We start from the raw sequence: 24,005 nt of genomic DNA, 5'->3' as shown, positions 1-24,005 counted from the left end.
ACGAAGGGATCGCAGCAATGCAAAGGGTGATCATGGTGACGGGCGCCGGCCGTGGTATCGGTCTGGCCGTCGCAAGGAGGTTCGCGGCGACAGGCGATCTTCTGGTGCTCAACGACAGGCAATTTGGTGACGAGTGTGCCGGCGTCGCCGATCAGGCCAGGTCATGCGGCGGCGAAGCGACCTTCGTCACCGGCGACGTGTCGCGGACGGAGGATGTTGCCGCACTGGTCGAGACGGCGACCAGTCGCCACGGTCGTATCGACGTGCTGGTCAACAATGCCGGCGTGCTCTTGTCCAAGGCGAGCGTCGACACGACGGCCGAGGACTGGGCGCGGGTGATCGGCATCAATCTCACCGGCACCTGGAACTGCCTGCACGCCGTTTTGCCGGGCATGATCGCGCAGGGCGCAGGACGCATCATCAACGTCTCGTCCGAGCTCGGCCTGATCGGTTTTGCAACATATGCCGCCTATTGCGCATCCAAGGGCGGCGTCATCGCGCTGACCAAGGCTGTGGCGAAGGAAGTGGCGCCACATGGCGTGCTGGTCAATTCGGTCGCGCCCGGCCCGATCGAGACGCATATGCTCAAATACGACACGGTCGAATACAACGACGAAACGCGCGAACAGATTCCGCTGCGGCGCTTCGGACAGCCGGACGAGATCGCTGCTGCCGTGGAATTCCTGGCGGGGCCGGGCGGGAGCTATATGGTCGGGCAGATCGTCAGCCCCAACGGCGGTACCGCGATCTAGGGAGGGACTGATGACCAGCGAAGTCCAATCGCTCCTGCGCGGCCTCTCTCTGCTCGAGGCGCTGGCAGAGTTCGATGCGCGGGGCGCAACCTTGCAGGAATTGTCGGAACGGACCGGACTGTCGCCCAGTACCGCGCACCGGCTGCTGACGACCTTCGTGGAGGCGGATTACGTGACGCGCGGCAAGGAACGCAATTCCTACGTCCTTGGCCATCGCATCATCGGTGTCGCGGGATCCGTACAACTGCGCACGGCGCATCTGCGCGTGGTCGCCCGGCCCCACCTGGAAGCCATCGCCGAGGAAAGCGGCGAAACGGCGAACCTGGTGGCGCTGGACGGGCGCAGCTCGGTCTACATCGACCAGGCGGAAGGCAAGCGGATACTGCACATGTCGATCCGCGTGGGCAGCACTTTTCCGGCCAATACCTCTGCTTCCGCCAAGGCGGTCCTGGCTTTTCAGAATCCGGATGATGCCTTGCGGCTGATCTTCGGCGACGGAAGAGCCAAGCGCTACACGCGGCGCACCATCGTGGAGGCGGAGGCGTTCCGAGCCGATTTGCAGGGCACGCGCGAGCGCGGCTATGCGATCGAGCGCGAGGAGGTCGACGAAGGCGTGAGCTGCATCGCCGCACCGATCCTCGATCGCAAGGGTGTGGCGATCGCCGCCGTCAGCGTGCCGGGGCCTACCACACGCATTCTCAATCCCACGCCGGAACGATTGGGCAATCTCATCGTGGCCCATACTGCCAGGATCTCGCAGGCGCTTGGCGCCAGAACCTCTCAACGGCGGCCGAACTGACTGCCGCCCAAGCAAGGAACAGAAAATGACTTCGGTCCTCGTTACCGGTGGCCTCGGCTACACCGGCCGGATTATCGTGCGCCAACTCGCCGATCAGGGTTTCAGGGTGGTCAACTACAACCGCGACTACTCCGAGCTGGTGACCGACCTGATAACTCCCGTCCAGGGCGAACTCTACGACATCCCCCGCCTGGTCAGGACGATCGAGCGCTATGAGGTCGACCGCATCATCCACACGGCCGCGATGTCGCATCCCGACCTGTCGATCGAACTGCCGGTCACGACGGTCGTCGCCAATATCGACGGGACCGTCAATTTGATGGAGGCGATGCGGCTGGCCGGCATCAAGCGGCTGGTCAATTTCTCGTCGGAGACCGTCTACGGCAACCACATCGAACCGATCGACGAGCGTTCCGCCACTGTGCCGACCACTCCCTATGGCGTCACCAAGGTGGCGGTGGAACATTTCAGCCGCGTCTACAACGAACTCTACGGGCTCGACGCCTTGTGCCTGCGCTTCAGCGAAGTCTACGGCCCGGGCAACAAGATGCCACAAATCCTGCGCGACATCATCAAGCCGGTCCTGCGCGGCCAAGCGTACCAGATGGAGAACGGCGCCGACCACCTGTTTCACTTCATCCATGCCGAGGATGTCGGCCGTGCGGCCATCCTCGCCGCTTTCGCGGAAAAGCCGAACGGTTCGGTCTTCAATGTCTTCGGCGACCGCTGCTGGAAGCTTTCCGAAGCCGTCGACCTTATCCGAAAGTTCTTGCCTGACGCAGATATTGCGATCGGTGGCGGCTATTGCCACCTCGACCGCCAAGGCCCCTGGGATCAGTCCGCTGCAAGGCGTGAACTCGGCTACGCGCCAAGCTTCACGCTGCAGGACGGTCTGGCCGCCTATGTCGAATGGCTGCGGACGAACGAATACTGACATGGGCAACCATTTGATCCCCGTCCAGCCTCTGACCCGCGAGGCGTTCGCGCCCCATGGTGACGTGATCGAGGCCAACGGCGCCGATTCGTTCCTGACCAATGGCGGTGACGCCAGACGCTTCCATCGTCTCGGCGTGGCGGACTGCGGCGCCGACGGCGGCCGGACGCTGCTCAGCATCTTCCGTGTCCTGCACATCGGCCTGCCGCCCCGCATCCTGATGATGGAACGCCATCCGCTGTCCAGCCAGGCATTCGTGCCGCTTGCCGGACAGCGCTTCGTCGTCCTGGTCGCGGCCGCCGGAACCCGGCCCCGTCCCGGCGACCTGCGCGCCTTCGTCACCGACGGCCGCCAGGGCGTGAACTATCACCGCGCAACCTGGCATCACCCGCTGATAGCGTTGGACGCCGGCGATTTCCTCGTGGTCGATCGCGACGGCCCCGGACCTGATTTCAACCAAGACTACGAGGAAGTGTTCCTGAACGGGGACATTTTCATCGACGCAGGCGCCGTTTCGGCAGCCGTTTCCATGCAGTCGCCAACATTTTCACAGGAGCAGACGCAATGATCTCCAACCCGATAGCGTGGCCGAACGGTGCCAAATGCGCCTGTTGCCTCACCTTCGACATGGACGCCGACAGCCTGATCCATGTCGACTATCCCAACGACGGCGACCGACGGGTCTCAGCCATCTCCATGCTGCGCTACGGACCGCAGGTTGCGGTGCCGCGCATCGTCGAGACCTATCGCCAGCTCGGCCTCCGACAGACTTTCTTCATTCCGGCCTGGTGTATCGAGCAATACCCGCTGGCCGTCGAGACCATCCAGAAAGGTGGGCATGAGATCGCCCATCACAGCTACATTCACGAAAACCCGCTCGAGCAGACCGCCGAGGACGAGGCCCATTGGCTCGACGTCGGCATCGAGATCATCAAGCGCGTGACCGGAAAGGCGCCGCGCGGCTGGCGTGCCCCACTCTACAACTTCTCCAACCGATCGCTGGACCTGCTGCTGGAGCGCGGCTTCAGCTACGACGCGTCGCTGATGGGCGCCGACATCCCCTACATCGTCAAGAGCCGGAAGACCGGGGGCGAAATCGTCGAGCTACCCAGCCACTGGGGTCTCGACGACTGGCCGCAATACGTTCAGTCGTTCGATCTGAACTACATGATGCCGGTGCGCAGCGCCCGCAACGGCTTCGATCTCTACCTTCGCGAATTCGAGGCGGCCTACGCCCATGGTGCGCTCTGGGTACCCGTATTGCATCCCTTCGTTACCGGGCGGCTGTCGCGCTGGCATGTCTTCCGGGAGTTCCTGGAAAAGGTCGTCGCGCAAGGCGACGTCTGGTTCGCGCCGATGGAGGAGATCGCCGCACATGTGCGCGCGGAAATCGATGCGGGCCGCCACAAGCCCATGGTCGAACTCATACCCCAGTACGAACGGCCGGTCGGGCGCGTTCTACCACGACGCTGACCTCGCGGCGGAGATATCGCTTGTCCGTTCTCGAATTCAAGACGCCCGGCGGGGAGCAGATTTCGCTTGCGATCAGGCAGGTGCTGCTTGCCGGCTATGCTGGCCGGCAGCGCGCCGACGTGGAGATGCACGCCACCGAAATGCGCAGGCTGGGCGTTCCGGTGCCAGCCGACTTGCCCGTCTTCTATCGGGCGATGCCTTGTCTTCTGACGCAGGCGGGGACGGTCGACGTTGTCGGAACGGACACGCGGCCCGAGGTCGAATTCGTGCTGTTCTCTTGGAACGGACGGCGCTACGTCACCGTCGGCAACGACCAGTTCGATCTGGCGGCCGAGCGGCACGGTTGGGCGGAGCGATCCAAGAATCTGTGTCAGAAGATCGTCGCCGACACGGCATGGCCGCTGGCCGATGTGATCGACCACTGGGACAAGCTCGAGCTGGAATTGTCGGACGGTGGCGGCCTTCTCCAGTGCGGCCCCCTGGAGATGCTTTTGGAGCCGGACAAGCTGATCGAGCTCGCGCGGTGCGGGGGTGATTTCGACGCCGGCGCCAGCCTGCTCTTTTCGGGCACCATTCCGCTGCTGCGAAACATAGACCCGGCTGCCCGCGCTTACTCCATCAGGCTTCATGATCCGGTTTTGAAACGCGAAATCGCTTCGACCTTCTTCCTCTCCGATATAACTGGCCCACGGACCCGGCATGATCCGCAAGGCCAGGGCGCAGCCTTGAACGGCTTTCCGTCAGACAAGGTGAATATGCGCTGACCCGCACGGCATCGGCCGCTTTGGCTTTTGGACAACGAATGCCAATCGGGAACTCGGCCGAACGCAGAAATCTCGCATGCAAGCCGCTGTTATCCATCGTTGCATTCCCGGTTTCCGTGCTTGTGGGCTCTGGCAAGTGGCATCACGCCGTCATGCATGTCGTGCCGCGCGTGCGGTGAAGCGTTTCCGGAGGGTCGGTGCTCCGTCGGTAAGGTATCCCGCGGTCCTGACTGTCGCAGAATCCAACTCGAAGGCGAGGATCGGTAGGATTTATGGATTTTCTTATTGAAGCCGGCGCCGTCAGGCTCGAGGACCTGCGCAGGCTGCACGGACAGACCAAGGTGCGGCTCTCCGATCGCGGTCGGAAAAATATCCGCATCGCCCATGCCCGCCTTGAGGGGCTCGTTCGAAACGGAGCGGTGATCTACGGTGTCAATACCGGATTCGGGCCGCTTTCCGGACAACGCATCGAGGGCGGCGCGCTGGGGGAGCTACAGCGGCGGCTGGTGCTATCCAACGCGGCCGGAATCGGAACGCCTCTGGCTGAATCGGTGGTGCGTCGCGCTATCGTGCTCAAGCTGGCGACCATCGCGGCAGGCGCGTCCGGCGTCAGCGAGGGCCTTGCCGACGCGCTGCTTTTCCTGTTGAACGCTGAAATCACACCGGTGGTGCCGTCGAAAGGTTCCGTGGGCGCATCGGGGGACCTCGCACCGCTGGCTCATATCGGCGCGGCGCTGCTCGGCGAGGGCGATGTCTATCACCGCGGCGTGCGCAAGACAGCAGCTGAAGCGCTCCGGCAGGAGGGTGAGCAGCCATTCATCTTGACGCCGAAGGAAGGCCTTGCCCTCGTCAACGGCACACAGGTCTCGACGGCTTTGGCCATCGAAGGGCTTTTCCTGCTCGATCATCTGTTTTCCGCAGCGCTTTCCATCGGGGCTCTCTCCACAGAAGCCGGCAGCGGCAGCGCCGGGGCGTTCGATGCCAGAATCCATAGGCTGCGCAACCAGAAGGGCCAGCGGCAGGTGGCGGCCCACCTTCAGGCGCTTCTGTCCGGCAGCGCCTTGCAGGGTGATCTGCCCATCAAGCGGGTCCAGGATCCTTATTGTCTTCGATGCCAGCCACAGGTTATGGGCGCCGTGCTCGACCAGATGCGTTACGCTGGCGCTGTTCTCGAGGCCGAGGCAAACGGAGTATCCGACAATCCGCTTATCGACCGCGAAACCGGCGATATCCTTTACGGCGGCAATTTTCACGCCCAGCCCATCGGCATGGCCGCCGACACGATGGCGATGTGCTTTGCCGAGATCGGGTCGATGTCCGAACGGCGCACGGCGTTCCTGGTCGACGAGACGACCAGCGGCCTGCCGCCCTTCCTGGTGGCGCAGGGCGGACTCAATTCCGGTTTCATGACCGCGCAGGTGACGGCCGCCGCCCTTGCCAGCGAAAACAAGTTCCTGGCCAACGCAGTCAGCACCGACAGCATTCCCACGGCCGCCAATCTGGAAGACTATGTCAGCATGGCGACCCACGCCGCACGAAGATTGGGCGACATGGCCGAAAACCTGCGCGCGATCCTGGCAATCGAGTTGCTTGCGGCCGCGCAGGGACTGGATCTTCGTCGCCCGGCGACCTCCAGCCCGATCCTTGAAGCACTGCAACGGCACGTTCGTGCCGAAATCCCTTTCTGGATGGAGGATCGCTTTATGGCTGTGGACATTGAAAGAGCCTCGTCCCTGATCGACGCCGGGCTACCCGGCCCGCGCGTATCGGCTTACTGAACGCGGCGGCCGAAGAGCGTCCGTGACGGCACGTTCGCGGGCGGACATTGCGGCCAAAACATAGGTACTCACCAAAGGGTGCCGCTTGTCGTGATCGATGATGCAACGCTGATGCTTGTCCCAGGCGGCAAGTGTGGACCCGTTGCCTTCGCGCCGCCACGCAGAGCGCATTTGCGTGTCCACTCCTTCCCACGCTTTCCGGACGATGTTCTTTACCGTGGCCTGCACACGGAATGGCCCGACGCACGCCGGAACAGATCCCGGTCGCTTACGATGCACGGCCGAGTGGCGGCAAGGCCGTTGCGGAAGCGGGATCAGTTGGTCTGCCGCGCAGTTCGGACTTCCGTCCGCTCACCCACACGCTCGCCACGTTCGCCCGCGTGGCGTTCAGCACGATCTTCTGGAATATGTCCTCGGCCGTGTCTTCGCCCTGGCGGATGCCGATGTTGGACGCCGCCGCCCTGGTGTCGAGCAGCAGGGCATCGAATTCGTGCCCGGGCCTGAAGCTGCCGGTCGGCAGGTCGAGCGCTTCCGCGCCGCCGGCGGTCGCCAGCCAGAAGGCCTCCTGATGGTTGATCGGTTCGCCCCGCGCGCCACGCTCTTGCGGCGGGAGATGGGCGTGGACGCCGCTTTGCTGCGTCCTGGAGGCGGACATGGCGTGGCGGCAGCCGTCGAACAGGGACGGGCTGTAGCCGCCCGAGACGTCGGTTCCCAAGCCGACATGCATCTGCCGTTCCAGGGCGGTCCGCAGCGGGAAAACGGCGTTGGCGAAGTAGAAGTTGGAGAGCGGGCAATGGGCGATACCGGCACCGCGCGCCTGTATCAGGTCCATGTCCTGGCCGTCGATGAAATTGGAATGCGCCAGTATGGTGTGGCGGGTAAGCAGCCCGAAACCGTCCAAGCTGGACGCATCGCTCCGGCCGCAACGCGTCTCGACGAACTCCTTGGCCCAATCGCTTTCGGAGCAATGCGTCTGGACGTGGCACCCGTACCGGCGGGCCAGATCGCCCAGGCCTTTCAGGGCTTCGTCGGTGCAGCTGGGAATGAAGCGTGGCGTGATGACCGGCTGGACGAGCGGCCGTTCGCTGCGATCCAGTTCCCGCACGGCTTCGATGAAGCTGCGGGTTTCCTCCACCGCGCTCGCGGCATCACGATCGCGATAGAAATCCGGGCATTGTTCCGGGTCGTCCATCACGACCTTGCCGACGAGCGCCCTCTGGCCCTTCTGAAGGCAGATCCGGGCCAGGGCCAGCGAGGCCGGCGCGTGCACGGTGGCGAAATAGAGCGCGGTGGTGGTGCCGTTGGCGAGCAGGCCGTCGACCAGTTCGGAATAGACCTCGCAGGCGAAGTCCAGGTCCGCGAACTTCGCCTCCAACGGGAAGGTGTATTTCTGCAACCATACTTCGAGCGGAACGTCGAGCGCCTTGCCCATTTGCGGCCATTGCGGGGCGTGGATATGCAGGTCGATCAGGCCCGGCAGCAGGAATTGCCCCTCGTCGAGCTGCACCAGCCTGCCGCTGCCGGATGCAAGCTGTTTCTTCGTCTCGAACTGGGGGTCTTCGGGCGCAAGGATGCCGGCGATCCGCCCATCCGCGCCGATCTCGAACAGATGACCGTCCAATACCTCCAGCCTGCCGCGCTCCGGAGTATGGAAGGCGGTACCGGCGAGCAGGAATGGCTCTCTCTTCATGCGTGTTCCTCTGGGGTCATGCGGCCGCCAACTGCAAAAAAGCCGGTGGCAACCGTGCGGGCATCTGTATTTCAGCGATGACTGATCACATGATCGGCGGCCAATTCCTAGAGGGGGACGTAGATGGAAAGAGTTGCTCCAGAGATATCGCTGATCGCCCAGCCCGACGATCCGCTGCCGCCCGGCAAGGCGGCGCTGCTCGGCCTTCAGCATGTGCTGGCGATGGACGTGTATATCGTGCCGTTCATCATAGCTTCCGTGCTGGCGCTCGGCGTCGGTGACGCAAGCGCCTTCATCCAGTCGGCATTCGTGGCGGCTGGGCTCGCTACGCTGGTGCAATCCCAGATCTTCATGCGCCTGCCCGTCGTCCAGGGGCCGTCCTTCGTTCCGATCGGGGCCGTCCTGGCCATCGCGTTCGCGGCCGGCGGCGGCATGGCCGGCATTTCGGCCGTCGTCGGGGCGCTTATTCCCGGCGCCATACTGGTGATGCTCCTGGGGTCGCCGACCAGGATATTCCACCGCCTGGTGGATCGCTTCGTGCCGCCGATCGTCGGCGGGGCCATCATCATCGTGGTCGGCGTGGCGCTCATGCCGGTAGCGCTGAAGGAAAGCGTTTTCGCGGTGCACGGCAACGCCACCGTGGGCGGCAACATCGTGCTGGCGTTCATTTCGGCGGCATTCCTCGTCGGCTGCATGCTGACGGGCATGGCTCTCGGCGCGAAGGGCACCTGGTTGCGGCTGCTTTCCGTCATCATCGCCCTGGCGGCGGGTTGCGTGGCGGCGGCGTTCATGGGCCAGCTCAGCTTTGCGGCGGTGGGAGACGCAACGTGGTTTTCACTACCGCGTATCGCCTTCCTCGACCTCGGCGTGACCTTCTCGCTGCCTGCGGCGCTGACGATGCTGATCGTCTATGTCGTGGTTCTTGCCGAAACCACCGGCACCTGGTTCGCCATCGGCGCGGTGATCGACAAACCGCTGACGGATGAACAACTCGACCGCGGCGCGACCGGCGAAGGCATCGGCTGCCTGATCAGCGCGCTGCTGTGCAGCACGCCCGTCACCGGCTATTCCTCCAACGCCGGCATCATCGCGATCACCGGCATCGCCAGCCGCGCGGCTTTCGCGGCGGCCGGCATCTTCCTCGTGGTCTTCGGGCTGATCGGCAAGCTCTCGGCGGTCATCGCCTCCATACCGGGCCCGGTCATCGGCGGCGTGTTCGGCGTCTTGTGCGTCGTCATCGCCATGAACGGCTTCCGCGTCGTGCGAACGACCGTGCTGAACGAGAGGAACATGCTCGTCATCGGCCTGCCGATCCTGATGGCGCTCTTCGCGACGCTCGCACCGCAGGACTTCGTGAAGACCCTGCCCGATTTCGTACAGTATGTGCTCGGCTCTTCGATCGCCTTCGGTGCTGTCTGGGCGATCGTCCTTCACCAGATCCTGCCGAACGGCCGATAGGTCGGTCATAGGGGCGGGCGGCGCATGGCCGTCCCGCCCCAGCACCACCGCCATGCGCTGGTCTCCCACTTCAGGGTTGAGCTTCAGATAAGCGGGCTGCAAGGCGGCAGCCCGGTAGGCGTCGCCGCTGGAAGCGCCGAGCGGGGCGGTCATGACGGTGAGGTCGGCCGCCCTGGATATTTCGGCGAGCGCGCGCGTCGGAAAGTCGAGCGCTTCCTGCCATTCGACCTCGCCGATATCGGCGGCCAGAAAATCACGATTGCCTGCCCGCCTCACGCGATTTGATGCGCCATTCCTAATTTACCAGCCGAACAGCAGCGCTGTGCCGCTCTGCCCGTTGCCCTTCTGCATGACCTGTGCGTCGGTGTTCCTGCCGAACTGGAAGATGCCATAGGAATTACCGTTGCCGTTCTGCCGCAAGGTTGCGGAATGGCCGTTGCCTTGCTGACGGATGAAACCGAGGTTGCCATTGCCGTTCTGGCCGATGCCGGCATTGTTGTTGCGGCCGACCTGACTGATGTGGGCGCCATCGCGCAGCCCATTGTAGAGCGAATAGGCACGCAGGCCAAAATCCATCGCCTGGGCGTCCTGTGCGGTCCGGGGCGAAAGGTAGAATGCGATCGAGCCGCCAGCTTTGGCGGGGCTCGCGAGCGTCGAGACGCCAAGCAGGGCCGCAAAGGCGGCAGTTCCCAGAGTGGCGGTGATCTTGCAATTCATGATGATCTCCCATGTCTCCGGCCGTCACCAGCCGATGTCCGACTCTGGCAGAACCAGGCTGAACCGGGCCGGAAGGCATCGTTCAGCCGCCGTTCAGCGGTCCGGAAAAAAGCCCCCGCTTGATCGCCGCGATCGCCCGCCTAGATCGCGCCTGTCACCTGCCTGGTGCAACTGACACTCGTTCCAGCCGCCGTCACCTTGAGCTTCACGTCGTAGAAGGCGCCGGCGGCGCCGACACTCATCTGGCCGAGCGTAGTCGGGCGGCCGGCCGTCGCGGTGAATTCGCCCCCTTGCCGGATGCTGGACGAGCCGCCCGCGCCTGCGCCGGTCACGCTGACGCTGTAGGTGCCGCTCACGTTCTTGTCGGCGTGCACGACGGGCTCGAGGAAGATAATGTTGCCCCGCACCCTGTCGCGAATTTCGCAGCGAACCGGTCCCGAGCCCGCATTGTCCTTATCGACAAGGGCGGCGCTCGCACTCGCCGCGACCAATCCCGCGAGCGCGAGCGCAGCGATGATGGGAATGCGTCTGTCTGCGCTGATCATGGACTATCTCCTTGCCATACCGGGGCGATGGGCCGGAATTCGCATCCCGGCCCGATCCCGCGTGTCAGGGGCAGGTCTGGACGAATGCCGCGACATTGCCGCTGCCGCCCTGGCTGACATCGGCGTTGCAGCCATGACCGACCTGAACGCCGGCCGCGATGTTGCCGTTGCCGTCCTGCGTCAGGATGGCGGTGTGGTTCGAGCCGAACTGGCCGATGCCCGCAACGTTGCGGTTGCCGTACTGATAGGTGGCGCCATAGTTGCCGATGCCTTGCTGCCCGATCGCCGCCTGGTTGCGATGACCGTATTGCTGCCCGATCGCAGTGTTGAAGCGGCCATCCTGGTAAACGCGGATGCGGTTCCTGATGCCGTTCTGCGCGCCGCCAGCGGAGTTCCGCCAGCCGAATTGTTCGATGCGCACGTCATTGGCCATGGCAGGGGCGGCAACGGTGGCGCCGACGACGGCGGCGAGCAGGGTGCCGATGATGGAAGTGCGGATCATTTTGACCTCTCCTTCGGTGCGGATGAAACCGCGGTTGAACAGCTCCCCTTGTAAAGAGGCCGTCCGGAACCAATGCTGAAGGCGCCGTTCATTGGAAATTCATGGCACGTTGCGTCGGAACGCCGATCGCCAAGCAAGCAACGGAGACGCCCTTGCCGGCACGCATCGCGCGCTGTCTGGCGGTTGCCGCGATTACCTGGAGTGCTTGGACTGTCGGAGATCCAGAGGGGTATCGGCCTCGCCTTCGCCGGCGGCAATTAGGTGCGCTCGCTGCGTTCCCATCGATCTTGTTGACCGGCGTTGTAGGATGACGCTCGATCCGAACGTCCTTCTGTGCAATCGTGGGGACGATACGTCCCCTGTTGGCGAGGAGATCCGCGGATGGGCGAGCATCAACGAGCGAAACATTCAGTTGCGAAGCAACTCAGGCAACGCAAGGCCGTTGCCGACGCACTCGATAGCCAGAAGGTCTTCATCAGTTCCAAGCGCTTCAAGGGCGGCGAGGAGCCGAGCTTTCGGGTCATCGTGTCGAACGAGGCCTATATTGTCGGGCGGCGCTCTCTCGACCTTCTGCTGAAGGGCCGAACGCCGCAAGAACTGGGTCTCGAACCGATCTACGACGAGCCGAACGACTGACCAGCATTCGATGCCGCGGAAGCTCGAAACCTATCGGTCGAAGCGCGATTTCGACAGGACGCCGGAGCCTGCCGGCGCTGTCCAACCGCAAGGGGGCAACCGCTTCGTCGTCCACAAGCATCACGCCACGGCGGACCACTACGACCTGCGCCTCGAGGTGGATGGCGTATTGAAGAGCTGGGCCGTGCCGAAGGGTCCTTCCCTCAACCCCGCCGACAAGCGCTTCGCCGTTCAGACGGAGGACCACCCGCTCGACTACATCGATTTCGAAGGGGTCATTCCGGAAGGCGAATATGGCGGCGGGCCGATGATCGTTTGGGACACCGGCGTCTGGGCGCCGATGGACAACGCCGAAAAGGCGATCGAGAAGGGCGCGTTCAAATTCCGCCTCTCCGGCGAGAAGCTGAAGGGCGGCTGGATGCTCGCCCGGCTGAAGCCGAGGCAGGGTGAGGACAAGACCGGCTGGCTGCTGTTCAAGGAGCGCGACCAGGCGGCCAGCACGACGGGCGACATCCTGTCCGACCGGCCGGAAAGCACGAAGTCCGGACGGCGCATCGAGGAGCTTGTCGCCAAGCCCAGGGCGGCGGCGAAGCCGGTCGCGCCGAAGCCCGGCAAGGCGCCGGGCGCGGTCAAGGCCGCCCTGCCGTCCCGCATCGAGCCGCAACTGGCGACGACGATCGAAAGCCCGCCCTCGGGCGACGACTGGCTGCACGAGATCAAGTTCGACGGCTACCGTACGATGGCCCACGCTGCGGAAGGCAGGGTGGCCTTCATCACCCGCAGCGGCCTCGACTGGACGAAGCGCTACGGCGTGCTCAAGGCCGCCTTCGCGAAGCTTCCCTGCGCCACGGCCATCATCGACGGCGAGATCGTGGTGACCGACGACAAGGGGATCAGCCGGTTCGCCGCCCTCCAGGACGCGCTTGCGGCAGGCGAGACGCACAGGCTCACCTTCTACGCCTTCGATCTTCTCTATCTCGACGGCTGGAACCTGACCGGCGTGCGGCTCGACAGGCGCAAGGACTTGCTCGGCCAACTCCTCGCCGGTGCCGTGACGCCGAACGGCGCATTGCAGTTCAGCGACCATGTCGCATCCGACGGCGCGGCCCTTTACGAGCGGGCATCGGAGATGGGCCTCGAAGGCATCGTGTCGAAGCGGGCGTCTTCACCTTACGTGTCGCGCCGCTCTGACACTTGGACCAAGGCCAAGGCCAGGCAGGTCGGTGATTTCGTCATCGCCGGCTACACGACTTCGGAGGCTGCGGAGGGGCTGGCGGCGCTGGCGCTCGCCGAATGGGCGGATGGAGAATTGCAATATCGCGGCAAATGCGGTTCGGGCTTCGACGCCGAAACGCTGCCCGCGCTCCTTGCGCGCCTGCAGGCGCTCGAAGACGGCGCGGCGCGGCTCGACGGCATGCCACGGGAGGCGATACCGGTCCGTCCGGTGCTCACCGCCCACATCCACTATTCGAACCGCACGGCAGACAACGCCTTGCGGCACGCCGTGTTCAAGGGGTTACGGGAGGTCGAGCTGTCGGCCGGCCCGGCCAGGGCGCGCAACCGGCTGATCTCCGACTCCGACCTTGCCGGCATCTTCGTCACCAACCCAACCCGCCGCATCTTCGGCAAGACCGGGCCGACGAAGCTGGACGTCGCGGTCTACTACGCCGCGGTCGGCGACTTCATGCTGCCGCACATCATAGGCCGGCCGGTCTCGCTGGTGCGCTGTCCGACTGGAAAGCCGCAGGACTGCTTCTTCCAGCGCCATGCCTTCACGGGCATGCCGGCGACGATCGCCGCGTTCGACACGACGAATTCCGAGGGGGAGACCAGGACATACATCTCGGTCGAGGACGCCAAGGGCTATCTGGCGCTGGCGCAGTTCGGCGTGGTCGAATTCCACACCTGGGGCTGCGAGCGCAAATCCCTCGATAAGCCGGACCGCGCGGTCTTCGATCTCGACCCGGGCGAAGGCGTCGGCTGGCGTGAAGTGGTCGAGGCGGCCGTCCACGTCCGCTCGGAATTGCAGCGCATGGGTCTGGAGCCATTCGTGAAGACGTCCGGCGGCAAGGGTGTTCACGTGGTCGTGCCGGTGAAGAAGAGGTTCGGCTGGCGGCGGTTCCACCAGGCTTGCAGCGAAATATCCTCGCGCATCGCGGCCACAGCGCCGGATACGTTCACGACCGTCATGGGAGCGGAAAACCGCCGGAAGCGGATTTTCATCGACTTCCATCGCAACGCGCGAAGCCACACGGCGGCGGCGGCGTACTCGCTGAGGGCGAGGCCGCATCTGCCGGCCTCGACGCCGCTGACATGGGCAGACCTGGAAGCAATCGACGCTGCGGAGGATTTGAACTATTCTTCGCTGCCGGGCCTGGTGGCCGCAACTGGCGATCCCTGGGCGGATATCGATGACTTCGCCGCAGAGTTGCCAATGCCATCGAAGGCCGTAACCAGGTCGTGATCGTCGCGTAGGAGGTGGAAATGGCACCCAGGGCGAGTTGGAAGGGATATCTGAAGCTTAGCCTCGTGAGCTGCCCGGTACGTCTGTATCCGGCGACGAGTTCGAAGGAACGCATCACGTTCAATCAGCTCCACAAGAAGACCCACAACCGCATCAACATGAAGCCGGTCGACCCGGAACTCGGTCTGGTCGAACGCTCCGATCTCGTGAAGGGCTACGAGTACGAAGACAAGCAGTATGTCATCATCGAAGACGGCGACCTCGACAGCGTCCGCATCGAATCCAACCACACGATGAACATCGAAGCCTTCGTCGATGAAAAGGACGTCGACGTCATTTACCAGGATGCGCCGTACTATCTCGCGCCGGACGGCGCCATGGCGGAGGAAACCTTCATCGTGCTGCGCGAAGCGATGCGCAAGTCCGGCAAGCTCGCCATCGCACGTTTGGTCCTGTCGAGCCGCGAGCGCGTCGTTACCATCGGCGCGCGCGAAACCGGCATGTTCGTCTGCACATTGCGCAATCCGAGCGAGGTTCGCGGCACTGCCGAGTATTTCGGCAACATTCCGACGGGCAAGCCCGATGCGGAAATGCTGCAGCTTGCCGAAGCTCTCATCCAGCAGAAGCTGACCACGTTCGATCCGAAGAACTACGAGGACCGCTACGAGATCGCCTTGATGAACATGATCAAGGAGAAGCTGAAAGGCCATAAGCCGATCATCGCGGCCGCGCCCGAGCGCGGCAACGTCATCAACCTGATGGATGCGTTGAAGGCGAGCCTCGGTCAGACCAAGCCGCCGGCGAAGAGCAAGACCAAGGCCGTGCCCGACGAGAAGCCCGCCAAGGTGGCGGCGAGCGGCGGCGCTCGCACGCCCAAGAGCAAGAAGTGATCTCGCCGCGAGGCAGGACATTCGGCCTCGTCGGCGGGCTTGCCGCCTTCCCGCGACGGCTCGCGACGCGCGAGGTGCAGGCGCAAGGCGGCGACCTGCAGCGCGGCGTATCGCGGCGGACCACGCATCTCGTCTTCGGGCGCAAGCTCCTCGACCGCTCCGACGCGCGGAAGATCGAAAGCCTGTTCCGGCAGGAGACGGGCAAAGGGCGGACGCTGCTGAGCGAGAACGGCTTCCTGCGCGCCCTCGGCCTTCTTGACGAGCCGGCAACGTCCACGCTCAGCCGGCGCTCGATCCTGGATCAATCGCAACTCGCCGGCGAAGCCTTCGACCTGCTCGCGCTGTTCGACGCGTTCGAGCACGACGCCGAGCCGTTCTCGTTTCGCGATCTGATCCTCGCCAGGAAATATGCCGGCCTGATCGCCTCCGGCGCAACCTGGAGCACGATTGCCAAGTCCGTGCGCCGGTCCGGCTCGGTCGCATCGCTGACGGCGCTATCGCTCCACGCCGAACGCGCCGACGCGATCTACGCACGCTCGGCCGAGGGCTTGGCGGAACTGGACGGTCAGGTTCTGCTGCCGCTCGCGCGCGGCGCCGACGAGGATCTGGACGACCTGTTCGCCGAAGCCGAAGAGGCCGAGGAACAGGATCGGCATGCCGACGCCGCCGATCTCTACCGGCGCTGTATCGCGCTCGATCCGACCGACGCCACGGCCTTTTTCAACCGGGGCAACTGCCTCGCCGCCGCCGGCAGGCCGGAAGAAGCCAGGACGTGCTATCTCGAAGCGCTCAAGCGCGATCCGCAATTCGTCGAGGCCTGGTTCAACCTCGCCGCCCTTTATTCGAGGCAGCGCGAAACCGGCGCCGCGCGTCGGTGCCTGGAGGCTGCCATCGCACGCGACGGCGACTTTGCCGACGCGATCTTCAATCTCGCCAGCCTCGAATACGACGCAGGCCGCCTCGATGAAGCGAGGCGTTGGTGGTCGCGCTACCTCGATCTCGACGACGCCTCGGAATGGGGCCAGAAGGCGAGGCGCGGCCTCCAGCTCGTCGATCTGCAACTGGCGCGGAAATCGGCGGGAGCGGCATGAATTTTCTCTTCGACGGCCCGCGGGACGCGCGCGTCATCATCCTGCTCGCCCATGGCGCCGGCGCGCCGATGGACTCGGCCTCGATGACGGCCGCCGCCGGCGCACTGGCTGAAGCCGGATTCCGTGTCGCCCGCTTCGAGTTCGGCTATATGGCTGGCCGCCGTACCGATGCGGGACGCAAGCCGCCGCCACGCGCCGAAACGCTCAAGCCGGAATATCTCGCCGCCGTCGCCGCGCTCGATGCCAAGGCTCCGTTGGTCATCGGCGGCAAGTCGATGGGCGGCCGGGTCGCCAGCATGGTCGCGGACGACCTCCATGCGTCGGGAAAGATCGCCGGGCTGCTCTGCCTCGGCTATCCGTTCCATCCGCCCGCCAAGCTCGAGCAGTTGCGGACGAAGCACCTTGCGGGGCTCAAGACGCCGGCCCTGATCGTGCAGGGCACGCGCGACGAATTCGGCACGCGCGACGAGGTGGCGGCCTACACGCTTTCTGAGGCGATCGAGGTCTTCTGGCTGGAGGACGGCGACCACGACCTCAGGCCGCGCAAGAGCGTTTCGGGCTTTTCGGCCGCCGACTATCTGAAGAGCATGGCCGCCAAGGTCTCGACCTGGGCCGATGGCCTTGTGCGCTGAGCGATGAAGATCGCCACCTTCAACGTCAACGGCATCAACGGCCGGCTTTCCGTGCTGCTGCGCTGGCTCGCCGAGGCGGAGCCGGACGTGGTCTGCCTGCAGGAACTGAAGTCGCCCGACGAGCGCTTTCCGGTCGCGGCGATCCGCGAGGCCGGCTACGGCGCGGTATGGCATGGCCAGAAGGCGTGGAACGGCGTCGCCATCCTGGCCCGCGGCGGCGACCCGATCGAGACCCGGCGCGGTCTGCCGGGCGAACCCGACGACCCGCACAGCCGCTACATAGAGGCCGCCGTCAGCGGCGTGCTGGTCGGCTGCCTCTACCTGCCGAACGGCAATCCCGCGCCCGGGCCGAAATTCGACTACAAGCTCAGATGGTTCGAGCGGCTGAAGCGATATGCGTCGGAACTGCTCGGCCACGGCGTCCCCGTCGTCCTCGCCGGCGACTACAACGTCATGCCGACCGAACTCGACGTCTACAAGCCGGAGCGCTGGGTGGACGACGCGCTGTTCCGTCCCGAGGTGCGGGAGGCCTTTCGCGAACTGGTCGCGCAGGGATGGACCGATGCCATCCGGGCATTGCATCCGGACGAACGCATCTACACGTTCTGGGATTATTTCCGGAACGCCTGGGGCCGCAACGCCGGCCTGCGCCTCGACCATCTGCTGCTCAGCCCCGCGCTGGCGAAGCGCCTGATCGCCGCCGGCGTGGACCGGGATGTCCGTGGCTGGGAAAAGGCGAGCGACCACGCGCCGGCCTGGATCGAACTTGAGACCTCGTAGTTGCCCTATCGGGATTCGGCCCGCGGGAGCGGGCTCTCCGCACCGGCATTTGAGAGCGGACCGCTTGCAGCCATCGGAACGTCATGCGTTCAAATATCGTGGTCGACGTGCTGCGGTTTGTGACCAGCCAAGGGTAGGTTGAATAGTCAATTGTATCAACGACTTAGTTCCATAATTCCGATTATGCGACTTTACATCGTCCATAAGACGGACAACGGTGCCGCCTGCAGTTTCTCACCGAACGGCGTCACACGATCATGGTCATGCAGGACAAGGCCGCGCACAAACCGGTCGCCGACTGCATCCTGCAACTGGCGCAACCCACGGAAATCCTGTGGGCGCACAGTTGCTGAGGCTTTCACCTCGATGCCGACGATTCGGCCGCGCCGATCCTCGATCACGACGTCGACCTCGTCCTGATCCTTGGTGCGATAGTGGGAAAGCGACACGCGCCGCTCCGACCACGAGGCCAGTTTCAGCAGCTCCGAGACGACGAAGCTCTCCAGCACCGCGCCGAACCGGGATCGGTCCTGCCGCAAAGCCTGTTCCTCATCTTCGCGCAAGGCGGCAAGGAGACCGCTGTCGAGGAAATGCAGCTTCGGCGTCTTGATCAGACGGCTCAGCCGGTTGCTCGACCACGGCGCCAAAGTTCTAATCAGAAAAAGCCGCTCGAGGATCGCGACGTATTTCTGCGCCGTCACGCTCGACAGCCCGAGGGCCGCGCCGAAGCTTGCATTGTTGACCAGTTGACCGGCATGCTCGGCTAGGACCTGCAGCAGGCGCGGCAGCCGGTCGAGCTGGTCGATATTGGCAACGTCACGCACGTCACGGTCCAGGATCTGGGCCACATAATCTTCGAGCCACGCGGTCCGGCGAGTTACTGCCGTCCTGCGCAATGCTTCCGGATAGCCGCCCCGCAGGACGAGCGCGACCAGTTCGCCGCCGAGGGGCGAATTCTCTACCGCCACCGGCTCCTCGCCCGCGAAGATTCGATCCAGCAACCGCCCTGGCGTGGAACGGATTTCCGATTGGGCGAACGGCAGAAGAGAGATCGTCGCCATTCGTCCGGCAAGAGAATCGGCCACCATCGGCATGGTGGAGAGATTGGCGGAACCCGTCAGCAGGAACCTACCCGGCTCGACATTACGATCGACACTCTCCTTGATCGCCAGCATCAGCTCGGGCACCCTTTGGATTTCGTCGATCACGGCGCGGTCGAGACCTCTTATGAACCCGACCGGATCGGCACGGGCTGCGCTCAGCGCGCCCGCGTCATCGAGCGTGACATAGGGACGGTCGGGGCCGGCGACTTGCCTTGCGAGCGTCGTCTTGCCGGCCTGACGGGGGCCGACGACAAGCACGACCCGTGTATCGGACAGCGCAGTCTCGACCAACGGACGAGCTTTGCGGTCGATGAGATGATGTGACGATGTCGAATTGACCATGCGTCTATGCTTAACGCAAGGCCCGTCCAATTTAAAGTGGCGTGCCGTCTGATTTTAACGGCTTCGTGGCCGCAAGCATGGCAAGCCTTTGCTCAGTCCGGGCGACATTCCCTGCGTAGCAAGCGCGCGCCGGGTCGCAGTCCTTTTCGAGCAAATACGCCTTGAGCGAGTTCAAGGGCGTCTGTCGCCGGCTCGGCTGAGTAGTGATAGTCATCGGTATCCGGCGACATATCCTCTATCCCGAATAGGGTCCCGTCGGCCGAGATGAAGCCGACGGACAATGGTATGAGCGTGTTGCGCATCCAAAACACGCGCTGTTTGGCCTCCGGCCACGAGAAGAGCATTCCCGATCCGGCATCTTTGCGGAACATAAGCCCCTGGGCCATCTGTCCGGGCGTTCTGGCGACAGGCACATCGGCGAGGACGATGTTGTCGGAAAAGGTGAGCGTACAACGTTCTGTCGGATTGGCGGCAGGTTGAATTTCGCCGGCGCCGGCCAGAACCGATAGAGCAAACCCGCCGAGGATCAGACCCGGCAACGCGCTTAAAATCACTGTCCTCGCGGTACTCATACTACCGCGATCGGATCCACCATGGATTGACGGTCGAGCCGGGCTGGCCGGCCAATCATCGAAGGCCCAATCCCCTACTCTACCGGCTGCGATCGCCGCGATCGCGATCCTTCGGAGGGGTCAGGACCACGCGGGACGGAATCTGCCGTTCCGGCTGTTTTTCCTCTTCCCGTTCCTGCGCCCGGTCGCGGCCCCGCTCCTGGCGATCGTTGAGCACCGCCCTGCCCTGATTGGCCTGGGCGATACGCGAAACGTCGACGCTGCGATTGCTCGCCGTGCGATCGATCTCGCCCTTCTCGAGCACGGCTTCGCGCCCGGCGGTCGATTTGGTCGCCGTCGCGTTCGAGGCCCTGTCGTCTTTCCGCTCTTTACCTTTGGCGACACGAGAGTCGAGCTGAAGCTTGACGACCTTGTCAATCACCCTGGCTGCGGATTCGAAGATCGCGCGTTCGGTGGGATTGGTGATCGCTTTGGCGACGGTTGCCGCCGAGGCGGCGATCGCATCCATCGCGGTCTTCGCCTGGCTGGACGTGATAGGTGTGTTGCGCAGCATGTGGATTTCTCCTTTCTCGTGCGAAGGCAGTTCACCGTGCGAGACGGCGTCTTCGAGGCGGCGATATTCGCGCCGCAGTCCGATCGTCAGGTCCCTAGAGAGTTCGCGCGCCGCGCTCGGCTGCGACCGGTCCTTGCCGATCGTGTCGAGCATGTCGATGACGCGGCTGAGGGCGTTCTTCGATGCGTTGACGCGATCGACGCCGGCCTGCGTCATCGGTGCGGTCGGCGTATCGCGAATCTTGTTCATGACCTTGGTCATGACGTTGAGTGGTGTGTAGGCGCCCATGCGGCGGAACATCTCCCATTCCCAGCGTTTGACGGGAGGAGGGCCGGCACGATCCAGGCGCTTTTGGTGATCGATGGTCAGGCCGCGATCACGTGCCTTGTCCGCAAATCGTTCGCGCCATTCCGTAAAATCGCGGATGTTGGGATTGAGGCGGGTCCTGCCGGGGCCTTTCAGGCTGACGATGGCATGGACATGCGGGTGTTTGGACGCCTCGTGACGATTGTGGACCGCATAGGCATAGCGATGTCCGTGAAATTGCGTCCCGAGAAAATCGCCTGCCGCCTGGATGAACTTGTCGCGATCGACGTTAGCGGGACCGGAAAGAAGCAGGTGCATGAAGTCGCGAGGTTGCCGGCTTTGCAGAAGAGCCCCAACCGTGCGGCCCTCTCCCGTGAGTTCCTTATGATCGGTTGTCGTGATCGAGCGGCGCTCGCCGGTGCGCTTGTAGATCGGTGTCTTATTGCCGCGTTCGACCAGATGAGCATGGGTCGACAGCGTGACGGCGTTATCCTGGCGCTGTATGGCGTGCAGGGTGGCGTTGAGCCCTTTTGGGCCGGATGCAAATTCGGCAGGATAGCGGGAGACTGCCGCAATCCCCTGCTCCGCGAGGCGGGCGTTGACACGACGATCGATTTCCCGAACCGTTTCGATCGATGGCGGAATGTGGTTGTCGGTCGTACGATCAGCCCGGTCCGATTTCTCATGGGCGAGGACAACGGCAAGCTTCAGCCGCGTCTGGTCCTTCACGCCCGGGCCAATGCTGTAGGCGTAAGTGCGTTGAGTGTCGCCGTCCTGGAAGATGCCGTCGTTTGCCAGATCGTCGAGCGCCCTGACAATGGTTTCGCGGTCAGTGGTCGGCAGCTCATAGGTGAGGAGGAGAATGTCCTTCGAACCCTCGCGCGTCGTGAAATCGCGTTCCCATTGCGCGAGCGCATCCTTGATGCTGACGACTTCGCGGCCGTCCTGGTCGATCGCCCGCTCTTCCTTGGCCTGGTATTCGAGAACATTGCGCGCGGAACCTGCGCCGGCGCCATAGGACAGCACTTTGACGACGACGGCATTGTGGCCGGTCGCTCGGCTCAGCGCGGTGCTGGCAGCATGGAGGCCAGGTCGTGATCTGGTCGAGCTATTGGGGCGACGAGAATGAGAGGACCGTCCACCGCCACCACTGCCTCCCCCTCCTCCGCCGCCACTGGGATCATCCTCGATCAGTTCGTGGTAGAACGGCAGGCGACGCTTAGACCGGGAGGGTTTCCTGCGTGGGTTTCTCATCATGGCCGGCGATCAAATCTTTCACTATCGTATAAGATCGCACAAAAGCGTCGTCACGGATAGAGTCGATTGCGCTTGCTATCTCGTCGAGTTTTTCCAAGATCCGGAACGTGTCTTGGCCGGTCGCGACGACCCCGTCACTCATAAGATCACGGTGGACACGAGCGATGTCCCGGATTGTGAGATGGATATGCTCAAGCTGCTCGTCGTGATCGGCAAGAAGCGGCGCGACCCCCGAAAGCGTCCGGTCAACGAGAAGCTTGATGATAAGGGCCGGCGAGGTATCGAGATGCCTCGCCAGTGCCTCCAGTTCATCTGCCTGGTGCCGGGGGAGGCGGAGGTAGTAGCGCGGACTGGGCATTGTCAGTCGTTGTGCCGGTCCAGCCCGGCCATGATGAAGTCCTCGATCACAGTCGTGTACCGTTTGCTCCGTGAGAGGCCATGCGCAACCAGGCGCGTTATGACGTCGTTGTGCAATCTGAGCGTGACGCGCGTGTAGTCGGCGGATTCGGCCTTGTTGAGTCGCACAGATTGCGATGCCGTCTCCTGCAGCCGGGCCGGGGAGGCACGACGCTTTTGTGCCGGCTCTCCGCGTCTGGAGAGAGGTTCCGACAGCGACGACGATGTTGTCGGAAACTCGACTTTGCCGAGCGGCGGGTTGTCGATCTTCGGGGTGCCGGCGTCGGCTTCCGGCATGGGCGCGGCGCCGGATGAGGACAGTTCCTCGACCGATGCGAGCGGGGGCATAAAGGCCATTGCCGGATCATCTGGATCGACAGGCTCGATGTTGTGGGTCCGGGCGATCGCGGCGAGATTGCCCGCCACTACGACGCGATCCTTGGGAGAAGTAGCCATAGTCACGACGCCGCACTGATGAGGTTGATGAAATCATTGTTCAACGACTTGATCTGGTCGATGGCGTCCAACACGCTTTCGCGGGCCCGTTTCCTCGCAGAGGGCGCCATCTTTGGATTCTCGTCGATCTCGCGCAGCTTCGTATAGAGCGTCCCATACCCGGCGGCGACGTCGCTGAAGTGGTTGCTCTTGCGGATGATCGTTTCGAAGGTGGGCACGTTGCCGACATTGAGGAGCTTGATGACTTCCGGAATGGCCCGGTTCTTCGTCATGGCGATATGATCGACATTGTTCCAGATGGCCGCATGTGGCGTGACCGCCCTGCCCTCCTGCGCTGCGATCTGCTTCAGGAGATTCGAGACGTTGATCGCTTGCGTGGCGCTCGTCGATTCGAGAATGACCGGGATGATGACCGCCTGGACTCTCCTGAAAACATCCAGGGCCCGGCCATGGGCGTGCCCGCCGACGTCGTAGATGTGGATGTCGGCCGCCGGCGCCGATTTCAGCCGTTCGTTCAGATCCTCGTTCGGCAGCACGGAGATCGCATCGATATTGTCGATCTCGCTGATCGAGCCGCGGGCGATCGACGTCTTGTACCAGCGGTAAAGCGATTGCTGCTGGTCACAGTCGATGAGCAGCGTTCGAGTTCCCTGGCTGCCGAACTCCCCGGCCAGGTTGAGGCTGAGGACAGTCTTTCCTCCCCCTCCTTTGAACGTGCACAGGGCCAGCGAAACGGATGGAGCATTGGACATTGCCTGGATCGACATGAGGCGGCAGCTCTTCGCAACGACAAATAAACTTTCCCTATAGTATAATTCTCTGAGCGAAGAGTGCAATGTCACCGGGGGTCATTTTGATAGTGCCACCCGGTGTCAATGACGCAAGTTCACAATGTCACATTGCCACTAAGTGGCATTGTCACCGAGTGACATTGTGACAATGACACCGAAGTCGATTCCTACCGTCCGCTGGCGTTTCCGTGGTCGGCTGACCTGGCCGAAGCGGACACACGCGAGCTTGTTTTCGCCCGTCTGAGGCGAAACCGAAGCGGCGCCCCTCGGGCGCAATGGCTAGCTGTCACCAGCTAGCCTATCCTGCCATTCACAGTGGAAGAC

Annotated in this window: 25 protein-coding genes; 15 read left to right on the top strand and 10 right to left on the bottom strand. The window is 63.7% G+C overall.

The genetic code is table 11. The annotated features are described in order from the left end of the window. The first annotated feature begins 17 nt into the window (after window positions 1–17). The 7 genes from QU595_RS28675 to hutH all read left to right on the top strand — a co-directional run bounded on the left by QU595_RS28675 (window position 18) and on the right by hutH (window position 6,500). Window positions 18–752 carry a 3-oxoacyl-ACP reductase family protein gene (locus tag QU595_RS28675; protein WP_315928465.1) on the top strand — a complete coding sequence of 245 codons (735 nt, stop codon included), beginning with the start codon at window positions 18–20 and terminating at the stop codon, window positions 750–752. Window positions 753–762: 10 nt separating this feature from the next. Next, window positions 763–1,551, top strand: a complete 789-nt coding sequence (locus tag QU595_RS28670) for an IclR family transcriptional regulator (protein WP_315928463.1) — start codon at window positions 763–765, stop codon at window positions 1,549–1,551. A gap of 25 nt (window positions 1,552–1,576) precedes the next feature. Next, entirely contained in the window at window positions 1,577–2,485 is a 909-nt protein-coding gene (locus QU595_RS28665; RefSeq protein ID WP_315928461.1) for an NAD-dependent epimerase/dehydratase family protein, read from the top strand. A 1-nt stretch (window position 2,486) separates the two neighbouring features. Continuing rightward, window positions 2,487–3,053, top strand: a complete 567-nt coding sequence (locus QU595_RS28660; protein WP_315928460.1) for an ureidoglycolate lyase — start codon at window positions 2,487–2,489, stop codon at window positions 3,051–3,053. After that, window positions 3,050–3,958: a polysaccharide deacetylase gene (locus tag QU595_RS28655; protein ID WP_315928458.1), complete on the top strand. Its 909-nt coding sequence runs from the start codon at window positions 3,050–3,052 to the stop codon at window positions 3,956–3,958. Before QU595_RS28660 ends, QU595_RS28655 begins: the two co-directional genes overlap by 4 nt. Before the next feature lie 20 nt (window positions 3,959–3,978). Next, entirely contained in the window at window positions 3,979–4,722 is a 744-nt protein-coding gene (locus QU595_RS28650) for a DUF2848 family protein (protein ID WP_315928456.1), read from the top strand. Between the two features lie 272 nt (window positions 4,723–4,994). After that, window positions 4,995–6,500 carry a histidine ammonia-lyase gene (gene hutH / locus QU595_RS28645; RefSeq protein ID WP_315928454.1) on the top strand — a complete coding sequence of 502 codons (1,506 nt, stop codon included), beginning with the start codon at window positions 4,995–4,997 and terminating at the stop codon, window positions 6,498–6,500. A 268-nt stretch (window positions 6,501–6,768) separates the two neighbouring features. On the opposite strand, the gene guaD is transcribed toward hutH, so the two are convergent. After that, a complete protein-coding gene (guaD, locus tag QU595_RS28640; RefSeq protein WP_315928452.1) occupies window positions 6,769–8,190 on the bottom strand; it encodes a guanine deaminase in 1,422 nt (473 codons plus the stop codon). A 123-nt stretch (window positions 8,191–8,313) separates the two neighbouring features. Between guaD and QU595_RS28635 the strand changes: the two genes are divergently transcribed. Both QU595_RS28635 and QU595_RS28630 read left to right on the top strand, forming a co-directional pair. Beyond that, on the top strand, window positions 8,314–9,648 hold the full coding sequence (locus tag QU595_RS28635) for a uracil-xanthine permease family protein (protein ID WP_315928450.1): 1,335 nt from the start codon (window positions 8,314–8,316) through the stop codon (window positions 9,646–9,648). Window positions 9,649–9,672: 24 nt separating this feature from the next. After that, window positions 9,673–9,933 (top strand): hypothetical protein, encoded by a 261-nt coding sequence (locus QU595_RS28630; protein ID WP_315928448.1) that lies wholly within the window; start codon window positions 9,673–9,675, stop codon window positions 9,931–9,933. A gap of 15 nt (window positions 9,934–9,948) precedes the next feature. On the opposite strand, the gene QU595_RS28625 is transcribed toward QU595_RS28630, so the two are convergent. From QU595_RS28625 to QU595_RS28615, 3 genes are all read right to left on the bottom strand, one after another. Beyond that, window positions 9,949–10,365, bottom strand: a complete 417-nt coding sequence (locus tag QU595_RS28625) for a curlin (RefSeq protein WP_315928446.1) — start codon at window positions 10,363–10,365, stop codon at window positions 9,949–9,951. A gap of 140 nt (window positions 10,366–10,505) precedes the next feature. Next, window positions 10,506–10,910: a curli-like amyloid fiber formation chaperone CsgH gene (gene csgH, locus QU595_RS28620; RefSeq protein ID WP_315928444.1), complete on the bottom strand. Its 405-nt coding sequence runs from the start codon at window positions 10,908–10,910 to the stop codon at window positions 10,506–10,508. A 64-nt stretch (window positions 10,911–10,974) separates the two neighbouring features. After that, a complete protein-coding gene (locus QU595_RS28615; RefSeq protein ID WP_315928442.1) occupies window positions 10,975–11,412 on the bottom strand; it encodes a curlin in 438 nt (145 codons plus the stop codon). Between the two features lie 381 nt (window positions 11,413–11,793). Here QU595_RS28615 and QU595_RS28610 point away from each other — a divergent pair, with 381 nt between their 5' ends. Genes QU595_RS28610 through xth form a run of 6 tightly spaced genes read left to right on the top strand, consistent with a single transcriptional unit; the run spans window position 11,794 to window position 17,905 of the window. After that, window positions 11,794–12,048, top strand: coding sequence for a hypothetical protein (locus QU595_RS28610; protein WP_315928440.1), 255 nt, complete (start codon window positions 11,794–11,796; stop codon window positions 12,046–12,048). A 10-nt stretch (window positions 12,049–12,058) separates the two neighbouring features. Beyond that, window positions 12,059–14,512 (top strand): DNA ligase D, encoded by a 2,454-nt coding sequence (ligD, locus tag QU595_RS28605; protein ID WP_315928438.1) that lies wholly within the window; start codon window positions 12,059–12,061, stop codon window positions 14,510–14,512. 20 nt (window positions 14,513–14,532) lie between these two features. Further along, complete coding sequence (locus tag QU595_RS28600) at window positions 14,533–15,402, top strand: Ku protein (protein ID WP_315928436.1); 870 nt, start codon at window positions 14,533–14,535, stop codon at window positions 15,400–15,402. Then, window positions 15,402–16,493 (top strand): tetratricopeptide repeat protein, encoded by a 1,092-nt coding sequence (locus QU595_RS28595; protein WP_315928583.1) that lies wholly within the window; start codon window positions 15,402–15,404, stop codon window positions 16,491–16,493. Before QU595_RS28600 ends, QU595_RS28595 begins: the two co-directional genes overlap by 1 nt. Then, on the top strand, window positions 16,490–17,125 hold the full coding sequence (locus QU595_RS28590; RefSeq protein ID WP_315928434.1) for an alpha/beta fold hydrolase: 636 nt from the start codon (window positions 16,490–16,492) through the stop codon (window positions 17,123–17,125). Before QU595_RS28595 ends, QU595_RS28590 begins: the two co-directional genes overlap by 4 nt. 3 nt (window positions 17,126–17,128) lie before the next feature. Next, window positions 17,129–17,905 (top strand): exodeoxyribonuclease III, encoded by a 777-nt coding sequence (gene xth, locus QU595_RS28585; RefSeq protein WP_315928432.1) that lies wholly within the window; start codon window positions 17,129–17,131, stop codon window positions 17,903–17,905. A gap of 191 nt (window positions 17,906–18,096) precedes the next feature. On the opposite strand, the gene QU595_RS28580 is transcribed toward xth, so the two are convergent. The 6 genes from QU595_RS28580 to QU595_RS28555 all read right to left on the bottom strand — a co-directional run bounded on the left by QU595_RS28580 (window position 18,097) and on the right by QU595_RS28555 (window position 23,657). Beyond that, entirely contained in the window at window positions 18,097–19,350 is a 1,254-nt protein-coding gene (locus tag QU595_RS28580; RefSeq protein WP_315928431.1) for an ATP-binding protein, read from the bottom strand. 92 nt (window positions 19,351–19,442) lie between these two features. Then, window positions 19,443–19,922, bottom strand: coding sequence for a DUF192 domain-containing protein (locus QU595_RS28575; RefSeq protein WP_315928429.1), 480 nt, complete (start codon window positions 19,920–19,922; stop codon window positions 19,443–19,445). Window positions 19,923–20,001: 79 nt separating this feature from the next. Further along, window positions 20,002–22,038 carry a hypothetical protein gene (locus QU595_RS28570; protein ID WP_315928427.1) on the bottom strand — a complete coding sequence of 679 codons (2,037 nt, stop codon included), beginning with the start codon at window positions 22,036–22,038 and terminating at the stop codon, window positions 20,002–20,004. Beyond that, complete coding sequence (locus tag QU595_RS28565) at window positions 22,001–22,396, bottom strand: hypothetical protein (protein WP_315928425.1); 396 nt, start codon at window positions 22,394–22,396, stop codon at window positions 22,001–22,003. The genes QU595_RS28570 and QU595_RS28565 overlap by 38 nt, the downstream gene beginning before the upstream one ends. 2 nt (window positions 22,397–22,398) lie before the next feature. Next, window positions 22,399–22,860 (bottom strand): hypothetical protein, encoded by a 462-nt coding sequence (locus QU595_RS28560; RefSeq protein WP_315928423.1) that lies wholly within the window; start codon window positions 22,858–22,860, stop codon window positions 22,399–22,401. A gap of 32 nt (window positions 22,861–22,892) precedes the next feature. Continuing rightward, a complete protein-coding gene (locus tag QU595_RS28555) occupies window positions 22,893–23,657 on the bottom strand; it encodes a ParA family protein (RefSeq protein ID WP_315928421.1) in 765 nt (254 codons plus the stop codon). Window positions 23,658–24,005: the final 348 nt, after the last annotated feature.

This window comes from Mesorhizobium sp. SP-1A (assembly GCF_032460275.1).
In the GTDB taxonomy this organism is placed as follows: Bacteria; Pseudomonadota; Alphaproteobacteria; order Rhizobiales; family Rhizobiaceae; genus Mesorhizobium.
This window is presented reverse-complemented; position numbering and strand designations above follow the sequence as displayed.